27 protein-coding genes are annotated in these 26,687 nt (G+C 35.5%); 17 read left to right on the forward strand and 10 right to left on the reverse strand.

The genetic code is table 11. The annotated features are described in order from the left end of the window. The first annotated feature begins 35 nt into the window (after nucleotides 1–35). From ACMA47_RS23760 to ACMA47_RS23785, 6 genes are all read left to right on the forward strand, one after another. Complete coding sequence (locus ACMA47_RS23760) at nucleotides 36–806, forward strand: GLPGLI family protein (RefSeq protein ID WP_413931786.1); 771 nt, start codon at nucleotides 36–38, stop codon at nucleotides 804–806. A gap of 92 nt (nucleotides 807–898) precedes the next feature. Next, a complete protein-coding gene (locus ACMA47_RS23765; RefSeq protein WP_034697588.1) occupies nucleotides 899–1,870 on the forward strand; it encodes a polyprenyl synthetase family protein in 972 nt (323 codons plus the stop codon). A gap of 76 nt (nucleotides 1,871–1,946) precedes the next feature. Beyond that, on the forward strand, nucleotides 1,947–2,897 hold the full coding sequence (locus ACMA47_RS23770; protein ID WP_413931788.1) for a GSCFA domain-containing protein: 951 nt from the start codon (nucleotides 1,947–1,949) through the stop codon (nucleotides 2,895–2,897). Continuing rightward, complete coding sequence (locus tag ACMA47_RS23775) at nucleotides 2,898–3,419, forward strand: DUF4269 domain-containing protein (RefSeq protein ID WP_413931789.1); 522 nt, start codon at nucleotides 2,898–2,900, stop codon at nucleotides 3,417–3,419. Between the two features lie 5 nt (nucleotides 3,420–3,424). Continuing rightward, nucleotides 3,425–4,192 (forward strand): TatD family hydrolase, encoded by a 768-nt coding sequence (locus ACMA47_RS23780; RefSeq protein ID WP_413931791.1) that lies wholly within the window; start codon nucleotides 3,425–3,427, stop codon nucleotides 4,190–4,192. Nucleotides 4,193–4,231: 39 nt separating this feature from the next. Further along, on the forward strand, nucleotides 4,232–5,341 hold the full coding sequence (locus ACMA47_RS23785) for a hypothetical protein (protein WP_413931792.1): 1,110 nt from the start codon (nucleotides 4,232–4,234) through the stop codon (nucleotides 5,339–5,341). A gap of 49 nt (nucleotides 5,342–5,390) precedes the next feature. Here the strand turns inward: ACMA47_RS23785 and ACMA47_RS23790 are convergent, their stop codons facing one another. The 6 genes from ACMA47_RS23790 to ACMA47_RS23815 form a co-directional block, all read right to left on the reverse strand. Next, nucleotides 5,391–6,695, reverse strand: coding sequence for a DEAD/DEAH box helicase (locus ACMA47_RS23790; protein ID WP_079240756.1), 1,305 nt, complete (start codon nucleotides 6,693–6,695; stop codon nucleotides 5,391–5,393). A gap of 179 nt (nucleotides 6,696–6,874) precedes the next feature. After that, a complete protein-coding gene (locus ACMA47_RS23795) occupies nucleotides 6,875–7,513 on the reverse strand; it encodes a porin family protein (protein ID WP_413931793.1) in 639 nt (212 codons plus the stop codon). A 94-nt stretch (nucleotides 7,514–7,607) separates the two neighbouring features. Beyond that, entirely contained in the window at nucleotides 7,608–8,099 is a 492-nt protein-coding gene (locus ACMA47_RS23800) for a DUF6438 domain-containing protein (protein WP_413931794.1), read from the reverse strand. Between the two features lie 499 nt (nucleotides 8,100–8,598). Next, nucleotides 8,599–9,582: a GTPase ObgE gene (gene obgE / locus ACMA47_RS23805; RefSeq protein WP_079240760.1), complete on the reverse strand. Its 984-nt coding sequence runs from the start codon at nucleotides 9,580–9,582 to the stop codon at nucleotides 8,599–8,601. A 63-nt stretch (nucleotides 9,583–9,645) separates the two neighbouring features. Then, nucleotides 9,646–10,224, reverse strand: coding sequence for an adenylate kinase (locus ACMA47_RS23810; protein WP_047374143.1), 579 nt, complete (start codon nucleotides 10,222–10,224; stop codon nucleotides 9,646–9,648). A 126-nt stretch (nucleotides 10,225–10,350) separates the two neighbouring features. Further along, a complete protein-coding gene (locus ACMA47_RS23815) occupies nucleotides 10,351–10,905 on the reverse strand; it encodes a phosphoribosyltransferase (protein WP_034697447.1) in 555 nt (184 codons plus the stop codon). 396 nt (nucleotides 10,906–11,301) lie between these two features. On the opposite strand from ACMA47_RS23815, the gene ACMA47_RS23820 reads away from it, so the two are divergent. Next, a complete protein-coding gene (locus ACMA47_RS23820) occupies nucleotides 11,302–12,891 on the forward strand; it encodes an ABC-F family ATP-binding cassette domain-containing protein (protein WP_413931795.1) in 1,590 nt (529 codons plus the stop codon). Nucleotides 12,892–13,075: 184 nt separating this feature from the next. Here the strand turns inward: ACMA47_RS23820 and ACMA47_RS23825 are convergent, their stop codons facing one another. From ACMA47_RS23825 to ACMA47_RS23840, 4 genes are all read right to left on the reverse strand, one after another. Further along, nucleotides 13,076–13,594, reverse strand: coding sequence for a HEAT repeat domain-containing protein (locus ACMA47_RS23825; RefSeq protein WP_413931796.1), 519 nt, complete (start codon nucleotides 13,592–13,594; stop codon nucleotides 13,076–13,078). A gap of 83 nt (nucleotides 13,595–13,677) precedes the next feature. Further along, a complete protein-coding gene (locus tag ACMA47_RS23830) occupies nucleotides 13,678–14,235 on the reverse strand; it encodes an AAA family ATPase (RefSeq protein ID WP_413931797.1) in 558 nt (185 codons plus the stop codon). Nucleotides 14,236–14,285: 50 nt separating this feature from the next. Next, the gene (locus tag ACMA47_RS23835) at nucleotides 14,286–15,212 is read right to left on the reverse strand and encodes an alpha/beta fold hydrolase (RefSeq protein ID WP_413931798.1); all 927 of its coding nucleotides are present in this window, start codon (nucleotides 15,210–15,212) and stop codon (nucleotides 14,286–14,288) included. Nucleotides 15,213–15,292: 80 nt separating this feature from the next. Beyond that, the gene (locus ACMA47_RS23840; protein ID WP_413931799.1) at nucleotides 15,293–16,156 is read right to left on the reverse strand and encodes a hypothetical protein; all 864 of its coding nucleotides are present in this window, start codon (nucleotides 16,154–16,156) and stop codon (nucleotides 15,293–15,295) included. Between the two features lie 132 nt (nucleotides 16,157–16,288). Here ACMA47_RS23840 and ACMA47_RS23845 point away from each other — a divergent pair, with 132 nt between their 5' ends. The 10 genes from ACMA47_RS23845 (at nucleotide 16,289) to ACMA47_RS23890 (ending at nucleotide 26,656) form a co-directional block, all read left to right on the forward strand. Next, nucleotides 16,289–17,575: an adenylosuccinate synthase gene (locus tag ACMA47_RS23845; protein ID WP_062676417.1), complete on the forward strand. Its 1,287-nt coding sequence runs from the start codon at nucleotides 16,289–16,291 to the stop codon at nucleotides 17,573–17,575. A 175-nt stretch (nucleotides 17,576–17,750) separates the two neighbouring features. Beyond that, on the forward strand, nucleotides 17,751–18,038 hold the full coding sequence (locus tag ACMA47_RS23850) for a hypothetical protein (RefSeq protein WP_413931800.1): 288 nt from the start codon (nucleotides 17,751–17,753) through the stop codon (nucleotides 18,036–18,038). A 241-nt stretch (nucleotides 18,039–18,279) separates the two neighbouring features. Further along, nucleotides 18,280–19,122 carry an energy transducer TonB gene (locus ACMA47_RS23855; RefSeq protein ID WP_413931801.1) on the forward strand — a complete coding sequence of 281 codons (843 nt, stop codon included), beginning with the start codon at nucleotides 18,280–18,282 and terminating at the stop codon, nucleotides 19,120–19,122. A 164-nt stretch (nucleotides 19,123–19,286) separates the two neighbouring features. Continuing rightward, entirely contained in the window at nucleotides 19,287–20,060 is a 774-nt protein-coding gene (locus ACMA47_RS23860; protein WP_002981269.1) for a ParA family protein, read from the forward strand. A gap of 69 nt (nucleotides 20,061–20,129) precedes the next feature. Continuing rightward, entirely contained in the window at nucleotides 20,130–21,020 is an 891-nt protein-coding gene (locus ACMA47_RS23865; RefSeq protein WP_034697457.1) for a ParB/RepB/Spo0J family partition protein, read from the forward strand. After that, the gene (locus ACMA47_RS23870) at nucleotides 21,021–21,659 is read left to right on the forward strand and encodes a DUF5683 domain-containing protein (RefSeq protein ID WP_413931802.1); all 639 of its coding nucleotides are present in this window, start codon (nucleotides 21,021–21,023) and stop codon (nucleotides 21,657–21,659) included. Nucleotides 21,660–21,720: 61 nt separating this feature from the next. Continuing rightward, nucleotides 21,721–22,422 (forward strand): 4-hydroxy-tetrahydrodipicolinate reductase, encoded by a 702-nt coding sequence (gene dapB / locus ACMA47_RS23875; RefSeq protein ID WP_253317278.1) that lies wholly within the window; start codon nucleotides 21,721–21,723, stop codon nucleotides 22,420–22,422. Between the two features lie 134 nt (nucleotides 22,423–22,556). Next, nucleotides 22,557–24,203, forward strand: coding sequence for a signal peptidase I (lepB, locus tag ACMA47_RS23880; RefSeq protein WP_413931803.1), 1,647 nt, complete (start codon nucleotides 22,557–22,559; stop codon nucleotides 24,201–24,203). 59 nt (nucleotides 24,204–24,262) lie between these two features. Next, on the forward strand, nucleotides 24,263–24,886 hold the full coding sequence (locus ACMA47_RS23885; protein ID WP_413931804.1) for a WbqC family protein: 624 nt from the start codon (nucleotides 24,263–24,265) through the stop codon (nucleotides 24,884–24,886). 87 nt (nucleotides 24,887–24,973) lie between these two features. Next, the gene (locus ACMA47_RS23890; protein ID WP_413931805.1) at nucleotides 24,974–26,656 is read left to right on the forward strand and encodes a S8 family serine peptidase; all 1,683 of its coding nucleotides are present in this window, start codon (nucleotides 24,974–24,976) and stop codon (nucleotides 26,654–26,656) included. The last annotated feature ends 31 nt before the right edge of the window (nucleotides 26,657–26,687 follow it).

Raw genomic sequence — 26,687 nt, forward strand, 5'->3', positions numbered from 1 at the left:
CTGATGCCGATTGATATAGTTTGTATTTATTTTTTATGAAAAAGAATCTCAGTATATTTTTTTATTTTCTTTTAATCTTGATTAAAAGTCAGTCTCCTAAATTGGGGAGTGATATTTCCATACTGGAAGTCAAATACAACTTTTCATATATAGCAGATACTTTGAATATGGAAAGCGTTGTTTCAGAGCCTATGATACTCCTGACTAATGGTAAAAGGTCTGTTTATTATAGTGAGAACTATAAAGCATTTTCGGATGGTTTTAAGAAGCAGCTGGAAATTGCAATGAAGACAGGTAGTATTGTAGAACCCGGAAAGTTATTACAATCGAAAGTAAGGCATTCTGTGTATAAGGATCATGATTCTCTCTATATATCAAACCATTTAGGTAAGGATTTTTATACCTTTCATGCAGAAAATATTCATTGGGAGGTTGATAACTTGACTCATAAAGTTATTCAGGGATATACATGTACAAAAGCTGTTGCTAAAGTTGGAAAGAGAAGATTTATAGCATGGTTTACTTATGAGATTCCTGTTTATGATGGTCCTTATAAATTTAAAGGTCTTCCGGGACTGATTTTAAAGGTCAATGATGAAAACAAATACTTTAATTTTGAGCTTCTTTCTCTAACTAAAATGAATTTGCCGATAGAATATAAAAAAGGATTGTTAATTACTCAGGCTCAATACATTGAAAAACGTAAAGAATATATCAATGATCCTTCTCAAGGTAAAATTAATACTCCTGAGTACAGAAAAAGAATTGAAGAAAATAAAACGAAATTTAACAATTTTCTAGAATAAAAAATAATCATAAAAATCCTCATTAAAACGATGAGATTTTTTGTTTTATAAAGCCTTGAAAAATCGTATTTTTGTTCAAATTATAAGATTTTATGGAATTTTTAGACAGATACCAGCAGATTGTTGCAGATGCCATCACTAAATATACTTTTAAAGATAAACCTTCGGAGCTCTATGATCCGATGAATTATATTATTTCCCATGGTGGAAAACGTCTTCGTCCTATTATGGTGCTGATGGCATGTGATATGTTCGGTGGAGATCTTAAGCAGGCAATCAAGCCGGCATTGGCTATCGAGTTTTTCCATAACTTCACCCTGATCCATGATGATATTATGGACGAAGCTCCTTTAAGAAGAAACAAACCTACCATTCATACTTTACACGGTCTTAACGTAGGAATTCTTTCCGGAGACGGACTGATGTTGAAAGCATATAAGTTTTTTGAAGATCTTGAACCTGAAATTTTCAAAGCTTGTATCAGAATATTTACCCACACAGGGCTTTTGCTATGTGAAGGACAGCAGTATGATATCAATTTTGAGACTCAGAAAGATGTTACTTTTGATGATTACATCAGAATGATTACTTACAAAACCGGAGTATTGAGTGCTTCTTCATTTGAAATCGGAGCTTTGATTGCAAGAGCTGACTTTAAAGATGCTAAAGCTATTTTCAACTTCGGAAAACATATCGGAATTGCTTTCCAGATCATGGATGATTATCTTGATGTATTCGGAGATCAGGCGCAGTTTGGAAAAAAGCATGCTGGAGACATTTACGAAAACAAGAAAACTGTTCTGTATCTGCTGGCAAGAGAACATGCTACAGATGAAGAAAGAAAAGAATTAGACTACTGGTATTCTAAGAAGACTGAAAATGTTGATAAAGTATATGGAGTAGAAAAGATTTTCAGAAGAACAAAAGTGGATGAAAAAGCATTACGTCTGATTGAAAAGCATAATGAGATCGGACAAAGCTATCTTCAGAAAATTGATGTTCCTGAAGAAAAGAAAAAACCTTTTATCGAACTGGCAAATTATTTGTTGAGAAGAGAAAGTTAATATAGGTAGCAGAGGGTAGGTAGCAGGTAACAGCAATTTGCCCGCTACTTATTTCCTGCAACCTAATCCTTATACAATGAAATTCAGAACAGAAGTTGATATTCCCGCATCAGAAAAGAAGATTGAGATTGAAGATAAAATATTTTCAATAGGATCATGTTTTGCCTCTGAGATGACGGATTTACTCCAGGACGGACAACTTCAGACCCTCAATAACCCTTTTGGGACTATTTTTAATCCTTTTTCTATCAATAATGCGGTCAACAGATTACATGACTCTGCATTTTATGAAGAAGAGGAACTGATTACTTACAATGAAGAATATATTTCTCTGGATCATCACACCAGTTTTGATACCCGATATATTCATCAGACCTTAGATAAGATTAATGGAGCTATTGAAGCGGGAAATGCCTTTCTTCAGGAAGCTGACTGGATCATTATCACCTACGGATCTTCATTTATCTATGAATTCCTTCCCAAGAAAAAGCTGGTGGCCAATTGTCACAAAATTCCACAAAAGTTTTTTGAAAAAGGACTGCTTTCCCATCAGGAACTCACCACTTCAATTTACCAGACTATTCTGGACCTTAAGGATATTTGCAAAGAAGGAGTACAAATCCTGTTTACCGTTTCACCTGTAAGGCATACAAAAGACGGAATGGTGGAAAATCAATTGAGCAAATCCAAGCTGATTACGGCGATCCATGAATCTATTTCAATGTTTGAAGACTGTCATTATCTGCCGGTCTATGAGATTTTAATGGACGATCTCCGGGATTATCGTTTTTACAAGGAAGATATGATTCATCCCAGTACACAGGCGGTGAATTATATTTTTGAGAAGTTTGGAAAATCTTATTTTTCAGAAGAAACACAGGATTTTATCAAAGAAAACTTTAAGATTATGAGAGCGCTGGAACATAAAACCAGTGATAAGAAAGATCCTAAGTTTATAGAATTCAGAGAAAAACTGGATCAGAGAATTGAAGTACAGCGTAAAAAAGTAAAACATAAAATATTTTAAATGCTTGATTTCACCAGAATTGACTATCTGAAAGATGGAAATGAAAGACAGAAAAAAGCGTACGAAATTCTTACAAAATATCGTGTTTTTGATAAATTGAAGGATTATTCCCCAATTTTAGCAGGAACTGTTCCTATTGAGATTGATATCAAAGGAAGTGATCTGGATCTTATTTTCGAGGTGGATTTAAAATATGAACAGGACTTTCTGGATGATTTACTATTTTGTCAGCTTATTCCTCATGATGTAGAAGTGGAATATCCCATTGTAAATGGGGAGAAATGCATTACATTAAATTTTATGCTGGAAGGGCTTCCCATCGAGATTTTTGGACAGAATAAACCTACAACAGAGCAGAATGCCTATCTTCATATGGTTGCTGAATACAAAATATTACAGGAAAAAGGAGAAAAATTTAAACAAAAAATAATAGAACTTAAAAAACAGGGAATAAAGACAGAACCCGCTTTCGGACTATTGCTGGGACTGGAAAATCCTTATGAAGATCTATTGAAATTTTAAATAAAATGATTGATACACATACACATCTATACGCAGAAGAATTTGATGAAGACAGAAAAGAAGCCATTCAGAGAGCTTTAGATAAAGGGATTACAGAATTTTATCTTCCTGCTATTGATTCTGAATCGCATGAAAAAATGCTGCAGCTGGAAACAGAATATCCGGGACAGATTTTTTCAATGATGGGATTACATCCTTGCTATGTAAAACCTGAATCATGGGAAAAGGAACTTGAAATCGTAAAAAATTATCTTGATCAGAGACATTTTCCGGCAATAGGAGAGATCGGAATTGATCTGTATTGGGATAAAACAACACTTGATATTCAGGTGAAAGCTTTCGAACAGCAGATCGACTGGGCGATAGAAAAGGATCTTCCGATTGTGATCCACACAAGAGAAAGTTTTGATGAGACGTTTGAAGTACTGGAAAGAAAAAAACACCCTAAATTAAGAGGAATCTTTCATTGTTTTTCAGGAAATCTGGAACAGGCACAGCACGCGATTGATCTTAATTTTATTTTAGGGATCGGTGGAGTAGTGACCTTTAAAAATGGAAAAATAGACCAGTTTCTGAGTGAAATTCCATTGGATAAAATTGTTCTGGAAACAGATTCTCCTTACCTGGCTCCGGTTCCTCACAGAGGAAAAAGAAATGAAAGCTCTTATCTTGATCTGGTTGCCGGAAAGTTGGTGAATATCTATGGAAAAGATTTTTCTGAGATAGACCGTATCACGACAGAAAATGCTAAAAACATTTTTCAAATCCCATAATTAATGAGTGCCCTGTTAAATTTTATTAGGAGCAACAGGTTGAATAGCATATTACTGTTTGCTGTTTATTTCATCATTAATCTTTTATTTCTGACGAAATATGGAATCAGACAGTCTTTTGTTCCTCTTACTATTTTAATTATTCTTTTTTCAGGGGGCAATTTATTATTATTTTCTTTAGGAAAATGGTCCTGGTTGAAAAAATTATGGACCAGGAAATCTGTATATCTTCTTATCGTTTTTATAACGATTGCTTACATTGCAATGTGCCATGTGATGAAAGATCCTTACAAAATGAATATTGACAGATGGGCGACGTTAGAATTTTCTGTACAACATTGGACAAAAGGAGAATACATCTATGATACTCCAAATTTCATGGGAAATTTATCATCTTATCTTCCCGGGCAATTGCTTTTGTCAAGTGTTTTTTATTTTTTAGGAAATGTCGGATATCTTCAGGTTGCAGCCTTTTTACTGTTTTCCTATGTTATCTTTTTAGAATTTAAGAGCAATTTTCATAGATTTCTTGCCATAGGCATGTTAGGTATTTCCCTGGCTTATATTTATGAAGTGGTCTGTAAGAGTGATTTTATCTCTTCCTTTATTGCAGTTGCGGCCTTTATTCTTTTTTGGAACAGAATGTTTAAAGATGATTATTTTAAAAGACCCTTTCTGCTGGGAATATGCATAGGAATTCTATGCCTTACAAGAAGTGTGGTAATCATTCCTTTAATCATCTTTTTATTACATCCTTTTTTGAAAACCAGCTGGAAAAATAAAATAAAATTTGGACTCAGTTTTTTACTGACGGCAGCAATATTATTGGCATCCGTTCTGCTGCCTGCTAAAAGTATGGAGCATGTATTGCAATATAATCCTCTTAATCTTCAGGGACAAAGCAATAAATTTGTTATGCTGTTCTTTATGATGCTGTCGGTTATCCTTTCCTTCTATGTTAAAAAAATAGAAACCGTATTTTACTTTTCAGCCTATATTCTTTTTTTGGTGATGTTGAGTTTTGTAAGTGAACAGTACTTCACTTTAGGATTTTCTTACCAGAATAATTTCTTTTCTACCACGTATCTGGCAGCCTGTTTACCATTTTGTATTATAGGTTACTGCTATACAAAACAAAAAACAGAATAATAATAAACGATCAATAAAAAAGTCCTTTTCTTTGAAAAGGACTTTTATTTTATTTTTTTCTGGTGAAGTTCTTATTTTTAGGTTTTTTAAACCCTACCGAAGCTCCCGCAGAAGGCTTTTTACGGTTGTTATTCGGTCTTGAAGTATTACCATTACCTGTTTTAGGTTTTCCACCGCCTGCAGCTACAGGTTTGTTATTAGAATCCCTTTTCTGTGCTACCAGGTCATCAGTATGGAACGGATGATCCTTGATCACAGGAATTTTCTTCCCAATTAGTTTTTCGGTATTCTTTAAATTCAAAAGATCAAGTCCGTCTACAAAAGATATAGAATTACCTTCAGCTCCGGCTCTTCCTGTTCTTCCGATTCGGTGTACATAGGTTTCAGAAACATCGGAAAGCTCAAAATTGATAACGAATTTCAGTTCATCAATATCAATTCCTCTTGCCGCAATATCAGTGGCTACAAGAACTCTTGTTTTTCCGGATTTAAAGTTGTTCAATGCATTCTGTCTCGCATTCTGAGATTTATTACCATGAATCGCTTCTGCTGAGATATTATCCTTCTGTAGCTTTCTGGAAATCTTATCTGCACCATGTTTCGTTCTTGCAAAAACCAATACAGAGTCTGAAATATCATTTTGTAGAATGTGAGAAAGCAAGTTCAGTTTGTTGTCTTTTTCTACAAAGTATACAGATTGTTTGATGGTATCTGCGGTAGAAGAAACAGGTGTTACTTCCACTTTCACAGGATTATTAAGGATAGAATTAGCCAGCTTTTGAATCTCACCAGGCATGGTTGCCGAGAAAAATAAAGTCTGTCTTCTCTGAGGTAAAAGTTTAATGATTCTTTTTACATCATGTACGAATCCCATATCCAGCATTCTGTCTGCTTCATCAAGAACGAAAATCTCAAGGTTTTTCAGGCTGATGATTCCTTGTGCAATAAAGTCCAGAAGTCTTCCCGGAGTGGCTACCAGAATATCAACACCCTTTCTCAAGGCTGCCTCTTGATTTCCTTGTTTTACCCCACCGAAAATAACAAGTTGCTTTAATGGAAGGTATTTACCGTAAGCATTAATATTTTCCTCAATCTGAATAGCCAGTTCTCTGGTTGGAGTAAGGATTAACGCTTTTATATGTTTATTGGGAATTTTATTTTTGGATAAATTCTGTAGAATTGGGATGGAAAAAGCTGCTGTCTTTCCTGTTCCTGTTTGCGCACAACCTAAAAAGTCTCTGCCTTCCAAAATATCAGGAATGGATCTTTCCTGGATAGGAGTAGGAGTCGTGTATCCCTGCTCCTGGATTGCTTTTGCAATAGGTTCTATTAAGTTTAAGTCTGTAAAATTCAAATGAATTATTTTAAAATTTAAATAAAAATTCCTTCAGTCTGAAAGAATTACATTCTGCAAAGGTAGTCTAAATATTTTTAAGTATCTTATTCCACTTTTTTAGACTTATTGACTATTGAAAAACAGAAATGGCCACCCGAATGTGAGTCGCCATTCTTTTTCTGTTAAATACATGGGATTTATTTAAACCTATACCCTACACCAGCCTGCAGAAAACCGACTTTCATAGGTAAAGTATTGTTTTTACTTATCTCTATAAAATTGAAATTATATTTTGCATCTACAAAAAACTTGTTGCTAAGCTTGTATTCTGCTCCCAAGAATGGAAATAAGTTTAAGGTCTTTACTCCATCATAATTTCTTTTCTCAGTTCCGGTTATCCTGCTGCTGGCTTCTTGTTTTGTAGAAATATTGAAACCAATATTCATCCCAGCAGAAGCAGAAAGATTAGGAATGATATAATACTTTGCAGAAATGGGCACCTGTATCTGAGTTAGGGAATATGTATAGTTCATATTTCCTAAACTACCCTGAGTATTTTGTATTGTTATAGGATATGAAATTTTACCGCCTAGCTGAGTATAAAGAACCTCGGCCTGTACTCCGAATTTTGAGGATATTGGTTGCTCTGCCAGAATACCTGCATAGAAATAAGACTTGGAATCCGGTTTATCATCAAAAAGTTTCATGCTGGATAAAGAATATCCTCCTTTCACTCCAAAGCTGATAGAAGATTCTGTTTTTGCGGGTTGTTGAGTTTGGGCATTAATGAAGCCTGAAAAGACAAATAGTGAAGCGAAAAAAAAGTTTTTTTTCATGTTGTTTTAAATGGTTAATAATTTTACAAAAAAATAATTCCCCCAAAAGAAGGAATTACTGTTACAAAGATAAATTAAATATTTTTTAGTGAAACTATTTCACTTTTGTCCATTTCTGGTTCTTTCTTAAATTTTCAAAAAACTGATACACTTCCGAAAGCTTTTCGCTTCCACGTTTTCCGTAATCTTCTACATTTTTTGAAGTCCCATCAGCGAATTTTATTCTTAAATAAGAGGTTGGAAGATCAGTGATATTGTGTTCACCGTATTTATCATTCAAACCTTTTACATTTAAGCTATCAAGTAAACTGATTAATTTATTGTAATCTTCTTCTTTAATGGTTCCTTTAAAAGTTCCTTCACGTGGCTTTGAAAACTCATCTTTCGAAGGTTTATCATTAAAATTAAAATGTTCTGCTTCAAAAACTGCAGTTCTGTCCGGATTGATCGTCATTTTAAAAACAGGACAGAATCCAAAGCAGGGAGTTGCTTCATATTCAATTGTTGTATATTTTGAGTTTACTTTTTGAGAAGTTGTACAGGATGTCAAAAACACAAATGCACAAATGGCTAGCAAATATTTCATAGTTTTTTCAATTTAAAAGAGTCTCCCAATAATTGTTCCAAAAGTATTCATCTTACTATGTTTTTATGTTAAATATAAAAAAGGAAACTTGTTTAACCCTTTGCTTTTTTGAACCATTAAGATTGTATTAAGGTGTTAAGAATATGAAGATAAGCTTCGCCTTATGCTTAAGAAATCAGAATGATTCATCTTAACTATACTTTATCTCTTAAATCTTTCTTAATGGTTTAATATTAAATATAAAACCTATTTAAACTTTTATTTTTTGAACCATTAAGATTGTATTAAGGTGTTAAGAATATGAAGAGAAACTTCGCTTTATGCTTAAGAAATCAGAATGATTCATCTTAACTATACTTTATTTCTTACATCCTTCTTAATGGTTTAAAATATTGAGTGGAAGAAATTGTATAAATAAAAACAGCCTCAGAGTAAATCTGAGACTGTTTTTTATGATGCAGTTCTATTTTCAAAATAAAACTGATAAATCAATGTATTTCTATCCGTGCAATTGTTTCCAGATAGCATCTTTCAGCTCCATAAGACCTTCTCCTGTAACACCTGAGAAGAACAGAGGTTGTTTGTTTTCCGGGAACTCTGCTGCAATTTCCTTCTTCAGTTCATCATCCAAAAGGTCAGATTTTGAAACAGAAACAATGAAATCTTTATCCAGTAATTCTGGGTTATATTCTTTCAATTCATTTTCAAGAATTTTAAACTCCTGGAAATGATTTTCAGAATCAGCCGGAATTAAGAATAAAAGGATAGAGTTTCTTTCAATATGTCTCAGGAATCTGTGTCCTAAGCCTTTTCCTTCTGCTGCTCCTTCAATAATCCCGGGAATATCAGCCATTACAAACGATTTGTAATTTCTGTAATCTACAATCCCAAGGTTAGGAGTTAAAGTGGTAAAAGCATAATTGGCAATTTTTGGTTTTGCCGCAGAAACAGATGCTAAAAGTGTAGATTTTCCAGCATTTGGAAATCCAACAAGTCCTACATCGGCCAAAATTTTAAGTTCGAAGACCACAAAGCCTTCTTCACCGTCCATTCCGGGTTGAGCATATCTTGGAGTCTGGTTGGTAGAGGATTTGAAATGTTCGTTTCCTTTTCCACCTTTTCCTCCCTGCATCAAAATGATTTCCTGCTTGTCATCAAGGATTTCTCCGATAATTTCACCTTCTTCGTTTTTAGCGATAGTCCCAATGGGAACATCAATATAAATATCAGAACCGTCAGCTCCTGTCAGCTGGTTTTTCGCTCCGTTTTCACCTCGTTCTGCTTTTATGTGACGGGTGTATCGGAGTGGAAGCAAAGTCCATTCATTAGCATTTCCTCTCATGATGACGTGTCCGCCACGACCTCCGTCGCCACCGTCAGGACCACCTTTAGGAATATACTTTTCACGGCGAAGGTGGGCAGAACCAGCACCTCCGTGTCCGCTTTTACAATGGATCTTTACGTAATCTACAAAGTTAGACATATAGTTTGTGTTGCGAGTTGCAGGCTACGGGAGGAAATTTTCTATCCCGCACCCGTATCCCGATTATTTAATTTTCTCTACCTCAGCGAAAAGTTTTTGGGAAATCTCATCAATTTCTCCAACACCGTTTACCTCTACATATTTACCCTGCTGCTTATAAAGCTCGGCAACTTCTGCTGTTTTGGTATAATATTCTTTAATTCTGTTTTCGATGATCTCTACATTGCTGTCGTCTGATCTTCCGCTGGTTTCACCTCTTTTCAGAAGTCTTTCAACCAAAATTTTGTCCTCTACTACCAATGAAAGACAGATGTCAATATCATCATTCAGTACTTCTTTAACGATGGTTTCCAAAGCTTCTGTCTGAGCAGTTGTTCTTGGATATCCGTCAAAAATAAAACCGTTGGTATCAGTAGGTTTTTTGATCTCGTCGATCAGCATATCTGTTGTTACCTGATCCGGAACCAATTCTCCCTTATCGATGTATGATTTAGCCAGTTTTCCAAGTTCAGTGTCATTTTTCATATTGTATCTGAAAAGATCACCTGTTGAAACCTGTTTTAAATTGAATTTCTCGATTAGATTCTGAGCTTGTGTTCCTTTTCCACTTCCTGGAGGGCCGAACAGAACAATGTTTATCATAATGTTGATACGCTTCCAGCCGTTAGTAATACACTGTTGGCTTTTAGCTTTTTTAAGTTAATATTTTACTTTTATTTCGATTAAATTTAAAGCTAACAGCCAATAGCCGATAGCTAATGACAATAATTAATGGTTGATTTGTCCGTCTTCCAACTGATATAAATTCGGTAGGTTTCTTCCTAATTCGTCATAATCCAGTCCGTATCCAAGTACAAACTTATTAGGAATTTCTTTTCCGATATAATCCAGTTTGAAATCTTTCTTATAAATCTCAGGTTTCAATAAGAAACTAGCCAGCTTTATAGATTTAGGACGTTGTGTTTCCTTGAAATATTTGAAAAGACTTTCAACCGTATTTCCTGTATCTACGATGTCTTCTACAAGAATGATGTGACGGTCTTTCACTTCTTTAGTAAGCTCCATTTTCTGATAAACGATCCCTGTAGATTCAGTTCCTACATAAGAACTCATTTGAATGAAGGCAATTTCGCATTCCCCCGGGTAATATTTTAAAAGATCTGAGAAGAACATCACCACTCCATTTAACACCCCAATGAAAACAGGAACTTCATCCTTGTAATCTTCATAAATTCTTAACGCTGTCTCTTTTACAATTTCCTGAATTTCGGCATCCTTTAAATAAGGAACGAAAGTTTTGTCGTGAACTTTAATGCTTTCCATAAAATTTTTAGTAGTTGGCAAAGTTACGGATTTTTGATTAAAATACTTTCCTGTTTTTATCAGTTTGAAAGTTTGATGTTTTCCGGATCACAGAATTCAATATCCTGATGAAGTCTGTTTAAATAATAATAATGATAAGCTTTTCAACGAAACAGAAATGTATAGCCTTAAAAAAAGGATTCAGGAAGGAATTTTAAAAGCAGGTGTTTGAAATGGTGAGGAATGTAGGCATGATAAATGTCCTGATTATTGATGAAAAACAAATATTCAGAAAAATGAGTATCTTTGTTCTTTCAAAACCCAAAAATACAGACATGTAGGATATCATTTCTTTCAGACTCAATAAAACGGTAACGAAGATGTTGCCGGTGTTCAACCTTTATTAAGAAAGAAATCATGATTTTACTGCAAAATATATCCTTTGGGTTTCCGGGAGGAAATCTTCTATTCAATCATATCAATTTAACAATACAGTCTCATACCAAATCTGCTCTGGTAGGGAGTAACGGTATGGGAAAGTCAACCCTGCTGAAAATAATCGCGGGCGAAATACAACCTTTGGAAGGCGACATTAATATCCAGAGTACTATCTTTTATGTACCGCAGATATTCGGAAACTGTAATGATCTTACCATTGCAGAATGCCTGAAAATAGATCAGAAACTCCATGCTCTTCAACAAATTACCAATGGAGAAGTGGACGAAATGTATTTTGAAACGCTCAATGACGACTGGGATATTGAAGAACGATGTCAGCATGCTTTGGAGCATTGGGGACTCGAAAATTTTGAATTAACTCAAAAGCTGGAAGGCCTGAGCGGAGGGCAGAAGACCAAAGTTTTTCTTGCCGGAATTCAGATCAATCAACCTGATACGATCATATTGGATGAACCGACCAATCACCTGGACAGAGAAGGAAGAAAACTCTTGTACGATCTTATTGACAAAACAGATGCAACAGTGGTTATCGTAAGCCACGACCGTACTTTACTCAATCTTGTGGACTCCATATTTGAATTAAGTAATCAGGGAATTGCAACTTATGGTGGAAACTATGACTTTTATGCAGAACAGAAAGAAGTAGAGGAGGAAGCTTTGCATAACGATATCCATTCCAAAGAGCGGGCTCTGAAAAAAGCAAAAGAAAAAGAACGGGAAACCTTGGAACGAAAGCAAAAGCTGGATGCAAGAGGTAAAGGAAAGCAGGAAAAATCCGGAGTAGCCAGAATTATGATGAATACGCTCCGGAATAATGCTGAAAAAAACAGCTCAAAACTTAAAGGGGTACATGCTGAGAAAATCAGTGGGATTTCCGGTGACTTGAGAGATCTGCGCTCCTCTTTAAAGAATTCTGGTCAGATGAAAGTCAATTTTAATGATTCCAATCTGCATTCAGGAAAGATCCTTGTTACTGCTGAAGAGATTAATTTCACTTACGGAAAAGAAAAACTCTGGAAAGAAAACATCAGCCTTGAATTGAGAAGCGGAGATCGACTCTCAGTGAAGGGTTCAAACGGTTCTGGTAAAACTACACTGATAAAACTTCTGTTGGGAAAAATTGAACCTTCGGAAGGAAAAATAAATAAGGCAGAATTCAACAGCATCTATATTGATCAGGAATATTCCCTGATTGATAATGACTCAACGCTTTATGATTTTGTACAGACTTTCAATGACAGTGCCATGCAGGAATCCGAAGTGAAAACATTATTGTCCAGATTTTTATTTTGGAAAGACACCTGGGATAAGAAATGTGGTATGCTCAGTGGCGGAGAGCGTTTACGATTACTTCTTTGTGGACTTTCCATCAGTAATAAAGCACCCGATATGATTATTCTGGATGAACCTACGAATAACCTTGATCTTCAGAATGTGGAAATTCTTACCAATTCTATCAAAGACTATCATGGAACCTTGCTGGTGATTTCCCATGATGAAGTTTTTCTGGAGGAGATTGGGATGGATAGAGAATTAATGCTGGAGTAATTATTATATTTCTCACGGATTTAGCAGATGTCGCGGATGATAGTTACAAAAAACTATTTTATAATAAGATAAAAAATTCAATAGGGGCGGGCTTTAGCCCGTCATCCATTGGCTTTAGCCAAAACCTACAATAAAAAATCCTGGAAATCAATTTCCAGGGTTTTTATTTTCTATAATTTAAAAATTATTTCTTCGTTTTCTTAATCGCATCAAGATAAATCTTCCTGATACTGTTTTTCTCTTCCTTTTCACTGATACTTTCAAGAGCAGGAAGCAGGGTTGTATTATGACTGGTTTTCAATTTCAAAATCTCCCCCAATGCAAATGCGGCACTCCAACGTACCACAGTTCCTTCGTGCTCAGTATTTCCTAGCAGATTGGTGATGGCTTGATCCAGATTTTCAGGGAATAAATGGGCGGTGTTGCCTATCACTTTGGCGCTTTCCCATTTTATTCTGGGTGCTTTTTCAGTAAGCGTTTGAGTAACAAATGAAAATACGGTTTCATCCGCCAGATTGGGATTCTGCTTCGTAGCATATTCTATGGCTTCAATGCAGGTTGCTTTTGCAGGATCTTTTGATTTTTCAGCGAAAGCAATCAGTTCATCGGTTGGTAAAGAAGCATCAACAATCCATTTGCTGATAATATCTACTTTCTCCTTTGATTTTACAGTCTTATCTTTTATAAGTTCTTCTATGGTCACGGTGATTGATTTTGTTTTTTCAGTGTCCTAAATTAACAATTCTTTTAAAAGTCTTAGTCATTGCGAGCAAAGCGAAGCAATCTCTACTTAGCAAGTAAGTTTCCCTGTTTTATTTGATTCAAAATGATGTCCATCTTTTGAGGCAACTCATAGTCCCCTGAAAGTTCAATCAGAGGTGTATCTATGTCAGATAACCATTCAAGATGAGCTTTTAAAGTTCTGTTGGCAATACCAGTGTTATGATCATAATCTTTGGCCCAATCCATAAACTCCTGATATTTTTTTGCTCTTTCAGGATGGGTGATCAGTTCATCACCATATCTTTCGAATTCCCTTTTTCTCAGTCTTTCCATTCTGAGTTCAGAAGGTAGATAGAGAAATATAATCAGATCAAATGCCGGAAATACATTTTCTCCCCAATGAATGATTGAACCTCCAAAAATCCAGTTTTCAGTGGTATGAAGTTTCTCTGAAACAGAAGTATTTCTTATTTCAGGATTTTGTCTTTCTGTAAATGGTTGTTGGGTTTTAAGCCAGAAAAAATCATCACTGTCAAAGTATTCGATATTAAGTTCCTCAGACAAAGCTTTTCCTAAAGTGGTTACTCCAGAACCGGAAGCTCCGAAAATATGTATTCTCATGATTTATTATTCTATAAAATCTGCGAAATCTCTATAATCTGTGAGAGATTTTAATACTTTGAAATCCAATTAGAGATTTCCTTCAGCACTTCTTCCCGTATTTCCTCATTCAAAATCTCATGACGCATATCCGGATAGATCTTTACATCTACATTTTGAAAACCGTCAGTTTTTAAGTTGTTGACGGTTTGCATCACACCTTTTCCAAAATCACCAATCGGATCGTTCTGCCCGCTTATAAATAAAAATGGAAAGGATTTGGAAATTGATGAAGCCCAATTCCTTGCTGTGGCTCTTTTATAAATGGTAAATAAAGTATAAAAAGCATTATGAGTAAACGGAATTCCACAAAGTTCATCCTGCTCAAAAGCTTTTCTGTTTTTTGTATTGACACTCAGCCAGCTGGTATCACTGAAATCTTTATCCTTTTTAAAATGCTTATTGTTGACACTAGTGAAAACAGAATTCAAGAAAGTACGATGATGCGGTGCGATGGTATTAGCTAACGATAAATAAGCTCTCAATATATCTATTCCAGGCAAAGGTCCGCCTGTTCCTGTAATGATGGCGCCCGAAAATTTACTGCTTGCTTTTTGAAGAAGACAACGTGTGATAAAAGATCCCATAGAATGTCCCAAAATAAAATGAGGAACATCCGGATATTTTTCTGTAAGATAATCTGCCATCATTTCAGCATCTGCAACAAGTCTTTCATCCGGTTTTTCAAGTTGGAAGAAACCAATATCTTTTTTCTCCTTGACAGATTTTCCGTGCCCCAAATGATCATACGTCAAAACAGCAATTCCATGACTGGCAAAATATTTAGCAATCTCAGCATATCTTCCGCTGTGTTCCTGCATACCGTGAACAATGAGTAGTGTGGCTTTTGCTGTTTCCGGGGAAAACAGAGTGTAGAAAAGTTCTGAGCTGCTGTTTATTTTTGATGGTAAATAGGAAGACTTTTGTGATGGGTTCATAGTAATTGATTCATCTGATGTATCCTGAGATGACTATCAAAGATAGAATATATTGTTTTAAATTAAGTCTAAATTAGAACTTATTTAATCTTTTGTTTTTTTAATTTTTCAAATCCTGTTAATAAAAACCAAGTTATATTAGAGGTGATAAGTAAAATGATTGTCCAAATTAAACTTGTTCCTGTTCTGGTTTCGTAGGTTCCTGTTTCTTCTCGGAGAATAATTAAATCATTAGTATTTATTCCTGTATTTTCCAGCGCTTCTTTGTAATCATCAACCTCCCCAATAGACATTCTTTTTAGGAATTTTGTTTGAAAATGATGTTTTGTAAATTGAACAGCAGATGAATCAATAAAATTAAAAATTAATTTTTCCTGTTCGTTCTTATTGTCAAAAACCCGATTACTAAATTTTTGACCAATTAATAACCCCATCCATAATTTATGTGATCCATTTAATATTTTTCTTTTATTTACAATAGGAGAGACATAATAACATCCTACGCCAATTTCATTTCCTCTATCAACACTTGATTTAGATACAGAGAATCTATAGTTAGATTTATCAACTTTTGCATTTTGTATTGAATAATATAAAGTCTTTGGCTTTATAAAGATTTCTTCCGGGTTATTTAAATAAGTCATTTCACCATTTTTCCTATTTAGATAAAAGGTAAAAGTTATAATTGGAGCTGTTAATAGGAAAAAAAATATAAATAGAGAAAATGAATATTGTTTTTCACTAATGATAAGTAGTTTAAGTTTCTTTCTTACAATAAACCAAACAATAATTATTGAAGTCATTATAGGAATCCAATATCCAAAATAGGAATCATCAATTTCTAAATATGTATTTTGAAACCAATAAATTATTGAAAACAAAATAAAATAGGTGATTGAAATTATAAGATAAGGGAGAATGATTCTATTTAATTTTTCTTTCATGATGGGATTAAATGTAACAAAAAAAATATAATCTCATGATTTTCACCCCAACTAAAAATAAATATCCTCTATAATTTGGTCGTCATTTTTTTTAAAAGTAATTTTGCACGAATCTAAAAACAAAAGTAAAATATGTCAACTTATGTAGTTGTAGGTCTTCAGTACGGAGATGAAGGTAAAGGTAAAATCACGGATGTTTTATCAGCAAAATCGGACTATGTAGTACGTTTCCAGGGTGGAGACAACGCTGGTCACACGGTTTATGTGGGTGATGAAAAATTCGTTCTACACCTTCTTCCTTCAGGAGTTCTTCAATGCAAAGGGAAATGTATCATTGCGAATGGAGTAGTGGTAAACCCTAAGTCTTTCATTAAAGAAGTTGGTCAGATCGAGAGCAAAGGCTTGAGAACAGATCATATCTTTATCAGCAGAAGAGCGCATGTAATCATGCCTTACCACATCCTTTTGGATACTTACCGTGAAGAGGAACACGGAGGAACTCAGATCGGAACTACCAAGAAAGGAATCGGACCTTGTTATGAAGATAAAATTGCAAGAGTTGGAATCAGAATGGTAGACCTTTTAAATCCTGAGATTTTAAGAGACAAAATTGAGAAAAACTTAAAAGTTAAGAACTCTCTTTTTGAAAAATATTACGGAAAACCAACTTTAGACGTTGAAGAAATCTACAACGAATATTTAGCAATCGGAAAACAGCTTCAGGACAGAATCGTTGATACTGAATTAGAGCTGAACGAGGCTATCAGAGATGGTAAAAACGTATTGTTCGAAGGTGCTCAGGCTTTAATGCTTGATATCGACTTCGGAACATATCCATACGTAACTTCATCTTCTCCATCTACAGGAGGTGTTTGTTCAGGAGCGGGTGTACCGCCAACTTCACTTCAGAACTTAATCGGAGTAGCAAAAGCTTACTGTACAAGAGTAGGAAACGGACCTTTCCCTTCTGAATTAGATAACGAACTGGGTGAAAAAATCAGACAGATCGGTGGTGAATTCGGTGCTACTACAGGAAGACCAAGAAGAACAGGTTGGTTAGACCTTGTTTCTTTGAAGCATGCTTGTATGATCAACGGAATCAACAACCTTGTGATCACTAAGCTTGACGTTCTTACAGGAATTGAAAACCTTAAAGTAGTAACTCATTACAAAACTGAAGATGGAAAAATCATCGATTATTTCACTTCTTCAACAGAAAAATTATACAACTACGAACCAATCTATCAGGATTTACCAGGTTGGAGCGAAGACATTACAAAAGCAAGAAGCTATGATGAACTTCCTGACACTGCTCAGAAATACATCGAGTTTATTGAGAAATACTTAGGAATCAATGTATACTTAGTTTCTGTAGGTCCTGAAAGAAGTCAGAACATCATCAGAAAAGAATTATTCTAATATTCTTAGACATAAAATAACAGAGAGACTATCATTGGATGGTCTCTTTTTTTGTTTAAAATTTTCTTTTACAGACTTGTCAAGGATGTTAGGAGCCAGCCAATTAAGAGATGATTCCAGTTTTGAATTTTTATCTACTTTTGTTTTTAGTAGAAAAATATAAATAAAAAAAATAATGGAAGAGAATAAAATACCCCAGCGTTTTCTGGACAATATCGTCATCAGCTTATACCTTACGATTGCCTATGCTGTTTTGTTTATCGTGTATTTAGGTTTGCCCCTTAGTGCGATTTCAGATTTTGTATTGATTCTTTTTATTGTCTGCAGTTTGCTTTTTAGTACGGGTGGAATTTATTTTGCTGCAAAAAGCTTTTTGAAAACAAAGATCAGTTCTGTTATTCTGATTATTATTAATGCGCTGGGATTATTAATACCGGTTACTCTTATTCTACTGCTTCTATAGTATCTCTACTCAACTTGTACTCTGTTATTTGGGCTTATTTATTTGTATAAAAAATAATGGTGTTTTTCTAGATAAACTTTCTATTTGTAAATGTTAAAATTTAAACATTATCATAAAATTTTCTAATATTATGTTGTTTTGCTAAAATTTTGGCAGATGTTTTGATATTACAACATTGCTTATCGATAAGAGCTAACAAAACTAATAATCACAATTTTTAACAGTTTAAATAGTAGTAGTGATGAAACAACATAACCAAAACCAGGAATTTCGTTTTAACGAAGTTCTGTTTGAGCACCGCAATAAAGACTATGGTGCCTATGTATTAAGAAACGAATCAGATAGAATATTAACAAAAGCGCTTTTTATCGGAGCAAGTTTAATGGCCGCAGTATCCATTACACCGTTTGTGATTTCTGCAATGAAACCTGTTGACGAGCCTGTCGGAACAATATATGAACTTCCGAGAGTCGTTGAAATTCAGGAGGTAGAAAAGCCGAAAGATCAGCCGGTACAAATTGTAAAACCCACTCCACCAGCTCCTGCTGTAAAAACATATGATGACAGATTGCCGGAGCCTAAAGCAATTGTTACCAATGAAAAGCAAGTTGAGGATAAAATTAACGCGGTAGCAAGTACACAAACATCAGAAGGTAAAGAAACTCCAAATACCACCTATATTCCTATTGTACCAAGGGTTATCGGAGGTGATGGACCGCCAGCTGTAAAAGCAGATCCGGTGGTTGAAAAAACAGATCCTTCAGTTATTGATAAAGATCCTAGCGTAGAAGCTAGTTTTGCAGGAGGAATAGACTCCTTCAGAAATAAAGTAATGAACAGCTTCGATGGTTCAGGAGTAGAATCAGATGAGGTTGTAAAAACGACAGTTACCTTTATTGTAGAAATGGACGGAACCATCTCAGGGGTAAAAGCTAACGGAACCAACGCCGATTTTAATAATGAGGCAATGAGAACAATTAAAATGATTTCCAACAGAGGAAAATGGATCCCGGCCAAAAACAAAAAAGGAGAATATGTAAGAAGTTATTTCAAATTTCCTATCTCCATGAAATTTGAGAATTAATACGGAAAAGTAAATTTCAAATAGTTATCCACAAAGATTTTTTTTTGTGGATAATTTTTTTTATCGTTAAATTGCTTATTAACAATATTTTAACTCAATTTTGATTTTCTCCACTCACCGAGAGCAAAGAAAAAAGTGTATTTTTGAAACTTAAAGTTCTAATAATGGCAAAAATCATAGGTATTGCTAATCAAAAAGGAGGTGTTGGTAAAACTACCACCGCTGTAAATTTGGCAGCAGCATTAGGAGTATTGGAAAAAAGAATATTAATCATTGATGCTGACCCTCAGGCGAATGCAACATCCGGTCTGGGTGTTGAAGATGTTCAGTATTCTACCTATAATCTACTGGAGCACAGTGCAGATACAAGAGTGTGTATCAAAAGAACGGCGACTCCAAATCTGGATATTATCCCGTCACACATCGACCTTGTAGCAGCGGAAATAGAGTTGGTAGACAAGGAAGACCGTGAGTATATGCTGAAAAAAGCATTGGCAAGTGTAAGAGATGATTATGATTATATTATCATCGACTGTGCACCAAGTTTAGGTCTTATTACCGTGAATGCGCTTACGGCAGCAGACTCTGTAATTATTCCGATCCAGTGTGAGTATTTTGCATTAGAAGGGCTTGGGAAATTGTTGAATACCGTTAAAAATGTTCAGAAGATTCACAATAAAGATCTTGGAATAGAAGGTCTTCTTTTAACCATGTATGACAGCCGATTGAGATTATCCAATCAGGTTGTTGAAGAAGTAAATCTACATTTCCCTGAAATGGTTTTTGAAACTATCATCAGCAGAAATGTAAGATTGAGTGAAGCACCAAGTTTTGGAGAAAGTATCCTGAACTATGATGCAGAAAGTAAAGGAGCCGTTCAGTATATTCAGTTAGCTGAAGAAGTTCTTTTGAAGAATGAAAACTTAATAAAGAATTAAATTAATAATAAATGGCCAACAGGTGATTGCTAGGCATCACTTTTTAAACATCATTTATCAATTATATCTATGAAGGACAAAAAAAGAGCTATGGGACGCGGCTTGGGTGCCATTTTAAGTGCAGAATCCAAAGCAACTATCAATTCCGCTACTGATGAAGGAGCAGATAAGTTTGTGGGAAATATTGTGGAAGTTGCGCTTGAAGATATCTATCCGAACCCAACGCAGCCGAGAACTTATTTTGATGAAAAAGCATTAAACGAACTTGCACAGTCCATTAAAAACTTAGGCGTAATCCAGCCGATTACCTTAAGAAAAGACGGTGAAAAGTTTGAAATCATTTCCGGGGAAAGACGTTACAGGGCAACCAAAATTGCAGGATTAACGACTATTCCTGCCTATATCCGTTTAGTAAATGACCAGGAGCTTCTTGAGATGGCTCTTGTTGAAAATATCCAGAGAGAAGACCTTGATGCTATCGAAATAGCGTTAACCTATCATAGGCTTTTAGAGGAAATCGGTCTTACTCAGGAAAACCTGAGCCAGAGAATAGGAAAGGACAGAAGTACCATTACCAATTCTATCAGACTGTTAAGATTAAATCCGGATATTCAGAATGCCATCAGAAGCGGTGAGATTTCTGCAGGACACGGAAGAGCGATTATCAGTCTTGAAAGTGAAGAAGATCAGCAGGTTTTATTTGATCTTATTATCAAAGAAAAATTAAACGTTCGTCAGGCTGAACAGGCTGCTGCTGCATTGAAGAATCCGAAGTCTCCTGCTGCCAAAAAAGCAAAAGTGGAGCTTTCCAATAATTATAAAAAAGCCCAGAAGACCATCGCAGATATCTTAGACGTAAAAGTAGAAATCAAATCTTCTGGAAATGGTAAAAAAGGTAAAATTGTTCTGGACTTCAAAAATGAAGAAGAGCTGGAATATATTTTATCCCATATTAAATAAATGAAGAAAATATTTTTCACATTTTTCTTGTGTATCGCTGCACTGGTTTACTCACAAGTAAAACCTATCGATACCGTTCGGATGCAGACTCTTCCGAAAGAAGAACCTCGTGTGGTAAAACCAAGCAAAACAGAAGCAAAGATTATTGAAGATCTTGAAAAAGCGAATGGTCCCACAGCAAAAACCATAAAGCTAAACCCTACCAGAGCGGGATTATATTCTGCTGTTTTACCGGGATTAGGACAGTTTTATAACAAAAAATACTGGAAAATTCCCATTGTTTGGGGAGCGGTAGGTGCTGGTGTCGGTATTGCCGTATGGAATGATAATCAATACAAAAAATACCGCGAGTATTACGTGGCAAAACTGAATGGTACTCCTAATGAATTTGTAGACAGTCACCCGTGGCTGGACAAAAAAGCTTTGGGTAACGCACAGGACAGAGCCAAAAGACAAAGGGATTATGCCATTGCCATTACAGGTTTGATCTATATTCTGAATATTGTAGATGCTGTAGTAGATGCTCACCTTTACGAAAGCCGCCATGACCCGGATTTGGTTTTTAAACCATCGGTTATTCAGGATCAGTATGGGTACAGCGCACCAAAAACAGGATTCAGTTTAAGTTATAGATTTTAAAAGACAATACACCTGCAGAAGTTCTGAGGATCGGATGCAGATTAAAAAATAAAAAGATTATATGAAAATAGCATTAGTCGGTTACGGTAAAATGGGTAAGATCATTGATGAGATCGCACAGAAGAGAGGTCATGAAGTAGTTGCCCGTCTGAAGGAAACCCCCACTGCTGAGAATCTTAATAATCCGGATGTTGTGATTGAATTCTCATTACCGGAAGTTGCATTTGAAAACATCAAAGCTTGTCTTGAAAATAAAATTCCGGTGATCTGCGGAACAACAGGATGGCTTGATCAAAAAGCTGAAATTGAAAAACTGGCGGTAGATAATGGCACTGCTTTCTTATATGGTTCAAACTTTAGTTTAGGTGTGAATTTATTCTTTGCGCTCAACGAAAAGCTGGCGGCTCTGATGAAAAACGTTGATGAATACTCTTGTCAGCTGGAAGAAATTCACCACATCCATAAAAAAGATGCTCCAAGTGGAACAGCAATTTCCATTGCAGAAGGAATCATTCAAAACAATCCGAAATTCGATGCCTGGAAGCTGGAAGAAACAGAAGGCAAGCAGCTTGGAATTTTTGCGGTACGTGAAGACGAAGTTCCGGGAACACACAGCGTATATTATAGAAGTGAAGTAGACGAAATTGAGATCAAGCATACCGCTTTCAACAGAAACGGTTTTGCACTGGGAGCTGTAGTGGCTGCCGAGTGGATTAAAGATAAAAAAGGAAACTTCGCAATGAAAGACGTTTTGGGGCTTTAATTTGTAACAAATTCTGTAAATTGCAGACCAATAAGCAGAAAATGATGAATAGTGAATTGTAAACAGCGGATGCTTTTATCATTTATTACTCATCATTTTTATTATTTATATCTTAAGAATAGGCACAAAAATTTATGAATTATTTTTTAACTTATACAGTATATGTCCTCATATTATCAGTATTAATGGGGATTTCATCTTGGAAACTGTTCAAAAAAATGGGATACAGCCCTTTGTTTGCTTTTATCCCTTTCTACAACTATTTCATTATTCTTAAAGAAACAAAACATCCGAAATGGTGGGCAATCCTTTCTTATCTTCCGATAGTAGGACCAATCATGATGTCTGTTTTCCACCTTTACTTAGTGAAGAAGTTCGGCAAAACACTTTTCAAAGATCAGATTCTTACCGTGATTCTGCCGTTTATTTATATGGCGGTCATCAACTATTCTAAAGATGTAGAGTTAGAAGATGAAAATGCCAACGATCTGTTTCTTACAGATGAAGAGAAAAATGATAAGAAGAAAGATACATTCATTGGTTCCATTACCTTTGCCGTAGTCTTTGCTACTATTATTCACGTTTTTGTAACACAGCCTTTCGGGATTCCTACAGGATCTATGGAAAGAACTTTATTGGTGGGTGACTTCCTTTTCGTAAACAAATGGAGTTATGGATACAGACTTCCAATGCGTCCGGTAGCAATACCTTTCCTTCAGGGAACCATTATGGATACAGGACAGAAAGGAAATCCTAAAGATGATCCGAAATCTTATGTAGATGGAGTAAAGCTTCCTTATACAAGAATTTTACAATTCAATAAACCACAGAAAAATGATGTAGTTGTTTTCAACTATCCTCAGGATTCAGTACATACTGCTATTGACAGAAAAGATCCTTACGTAAAAAGATGTGTTGCGACAGCAGGAGATACTTTTGAAATGAGAGCCGGAAGACTTTTCGTGAACGGAAAACCGGAGACTGTTTTAGGAGACCAGGAAGTACAGCACAGATACCTTGTAACGACGGATGCTCAATTAGATATCCCTACTTTATATAAAGCTTATGGATTCTTACCGGTTCAGGAAGTACAGCAGAATAACGGAGGTTTCCTTTATGGATTCCAGGGCTTAACGGATAAAATTGCTAAAGAAATTAAAGAACTTCCTCATGTTATTGATATGAAGGAAGAAGTTTCACCAAAAGGAGAAGCTGCAGTATATTACAGAGACGAAGCTAAAACTAAAATCGATACAACACAATCTATTTTCCCAATCAATAAACCTTGGAATCAGGATTGGTACGGACCTGTCAGAATTCCTAAAAAAGGAGATGTAGTAGCAATCAATCAGGAAACACTGCCAATGTACCAGTGGATCATTTCTGAATATGAGCACAACAGCTTGGAGAAAAAGAACGGAAAGATCTTCATTAATGGTAAAGAAGCGAATCAGTATACTATTCAGCAGGATTATTATATGATGATAGGAGATAACAGAGATGCTTCATTAGATGCGAGATTCTTTGGTTTCGTTCCGGAAGAAAATATTGTTGGAAAACCAATGTTTACATGGATGAGCCTTCAGGGTGCATTCTCTGACAGCAGTTCTACTTATCAGGCACCATTTAAAATCCGTTGGGAAAGAATGTTCAAAGCTACCAATACAGGAGAAGCCAATAAAACCTCTTACTGGTGGGTTGCAGCGATGATCCTGATCTTATTCTTCGGATGGGAGTATTTCGTGAAATTATTCGGAAAGAAAAAAACTGAAGACGACTAATAGAAAAATTAAACTTAAAATAGAATGAAGTATTTGAAAAAATACTTCATTTTTGCATTATGAATATGACGAATGTATTATTGCCGGCATTTTATATGCCCCCAATCTCATGGTTCTCAGTGTTTTTGAATCCTGAGAATGAAATTGTATTTGAACAGTTTGAAAATTTCCCGAAGCAGACATACAGAAACAGAGCCAATATTTATGGCGCCAACGGAAAATTGTCATTAATAATTCCTATTAACCATAACGGAAAAAGAGAATTCAAAGATGTTGAAATCTCTTACCGTGAAGACTGGAGAACCCTGCACTGGAAATCAATCAAAACAGCATACCAGAGCTCTCCTTATTTCGAATACTATGAAGATAAGTTCAGAAAAATATTTGACCTTAAAGAAAAGTTCCTTCTGGATTTTAACCTTAAAGGGATAGAAGTGATCCAACAGATACTGAAAACAGAAAAGGCACACTCTTTGAATGAAGAATATATCAAAAATCCGGAGAGTATTAATTTCAGAGAAAAGTTTTCGGCAAAGCTTCCTTCAGAGTTTCAGATGGAAGAATATTACCAGACATTTTCTGATAAATTAGGATTTGTGAAAGATCTTTCGGTTCTTGACCTTATTTGTAATAAAGGCCCGGAATCATTGGTATATATAAAAAATGTAAAACAATCATATTAGCATACCATCGCTTTTGATGAAATTTTCAGGATAAAAAACATGAAGGTGGCGATTGGAATATGTCTTTAAAAAATTAAATATCAACATATGAAAAAGGTATTATTAGCTGCAGTTTTTTTAGCAGGTTTTAGTTTCTCTTTTGCACAGGAGTCTAAAGCTAAAAGTATTGATCCCAACGAAGATAAAGATCTGATGACATGGTATCATAAAGATTTTGCAACTTCAAAAGTATATGGGGTAAATACAGCAAATGCTTATAAATACTTGGAATCTAAAGGCCTGAAGCCTAAAACCGTAGTGGTGGGAGTGTTAGACAGTGGAGTACAGGTAGATCACCCCGGATTGGTAAAAAACCTATGGTCAAACCCTAATGAAGTTCCTGGAAATGGTAAAGATGACGATGGAAACGGATATATTGATGATGTACACGGATGGAATTTCATAGGAGGTAAAAACGGTGATATTGATATCGATAATATGGAAGTAACAAGAGTTGTTGCCAAATATAAGCCAGTTTTCGAAGGAGATGATTCCACAAAAAATAAAGCCAACCAGGCGAAAATGAAGGAGGAGTTTGAGATGTACATGAAAGCCAAAGATATGTTCAACAAGAAAAGTATCGAGGCGAAACAAAACTTTCAGACCTATTCTATGCTGAATGAGTTGATTCCTAATATGGTAAAGCTATTAGGAGGTAAGCCTGTAACCGCTGAAACTATTGCCGCTATCAAAGCTCCAACGGATCAGAGAGACGCGATTGCCCTGGATTTTTTAGGACAGATTTCACAAAGCCCGGAATTCAAAGGAAAATCAGCAGAGGCATTTGAAAAAGAGATGAAAGAGCAAATGAAAGAAGCCATCGATCATTTTGCTCCTGCAGCAAAACAATATGACCTTTCTTATGACCCAAGAAAAGAGATTGTAGGGGATAACTACGATGATTATTCTGAAAAAATCTATGGGAATAATCACTATGAAGGACCTGATGCAGAACATGGAACCCACGTGGCAGGTATTATTGCAGGACTTCCGCAAGGAAAAGAAGTGCAGTACGGAGTCGCTTCCAAAGTAGCTAAGATCATGTCTGTAAGAACAGTACCTAATGGTGATGAAAGAGATAAAGACGTTGCCAATGCCATTAGATATGCTGTAGATAACGGTGCGAAAGTATTAAACATGAGCTTCGGTAAGCCTGTTTCTCCAGGTAAAAATGTGGTGTGGGATGCTTTCAAATATGCTGAAGATAAAGGCGTTCTTTTAGTAAAGGCTGCAGGTAACGAAAATGAAGATGTAGCAGAGCACTTGGCTTATCCTACGAACTTTAAAAACGTTACAGACGAAAAACCTTTTGTAAGCAACGTTCTTGTAGTAGGGGCAAGTACCAATAAAAACAATGCTCTGAGAGCAGATTTTTCTAATTACAATAAAAAGATGGTGAATGTTTTTGCTCCGGGAGAGGAAATCTATTCTACCGTTCCTAAAAATGAATATAAATATCTTCAGGGTACTTCTATGGCTTCCCCTGTTGTAGCCGGAGGAGCCGCTGTTTTACTGGCTTATATGCCGGATCTGAAACCTTATCAGATTATCGAAGCTCTTGTGAAAAGCAGCAATCCAAGTACTGCAGATGGATTTGGTGATCAGTCTCAGGCTGGTGGAGTTATCGACCTGAAAAAAGCCGCAGAATATGCGTATACGAATTTCTACAAAGGGAAACCTTCAGGCACTGCCAAGCCTTCGAAATCCGTAAAAAAGGCTGTTAAAAAATAATTTATCTCCCTCTGTTTAAGGAGAAACCATA

Origin of the sequence: Chryseobacterium sp. T20 (assembly GCF_047345655.1) — a bacterium.
Taxonomy (GTDB): domain Bacteria; phylum Bacteroidota; class Bacteroidia; order Flavobacteriales; family Weeksellaceae; genus Chryseobacterium.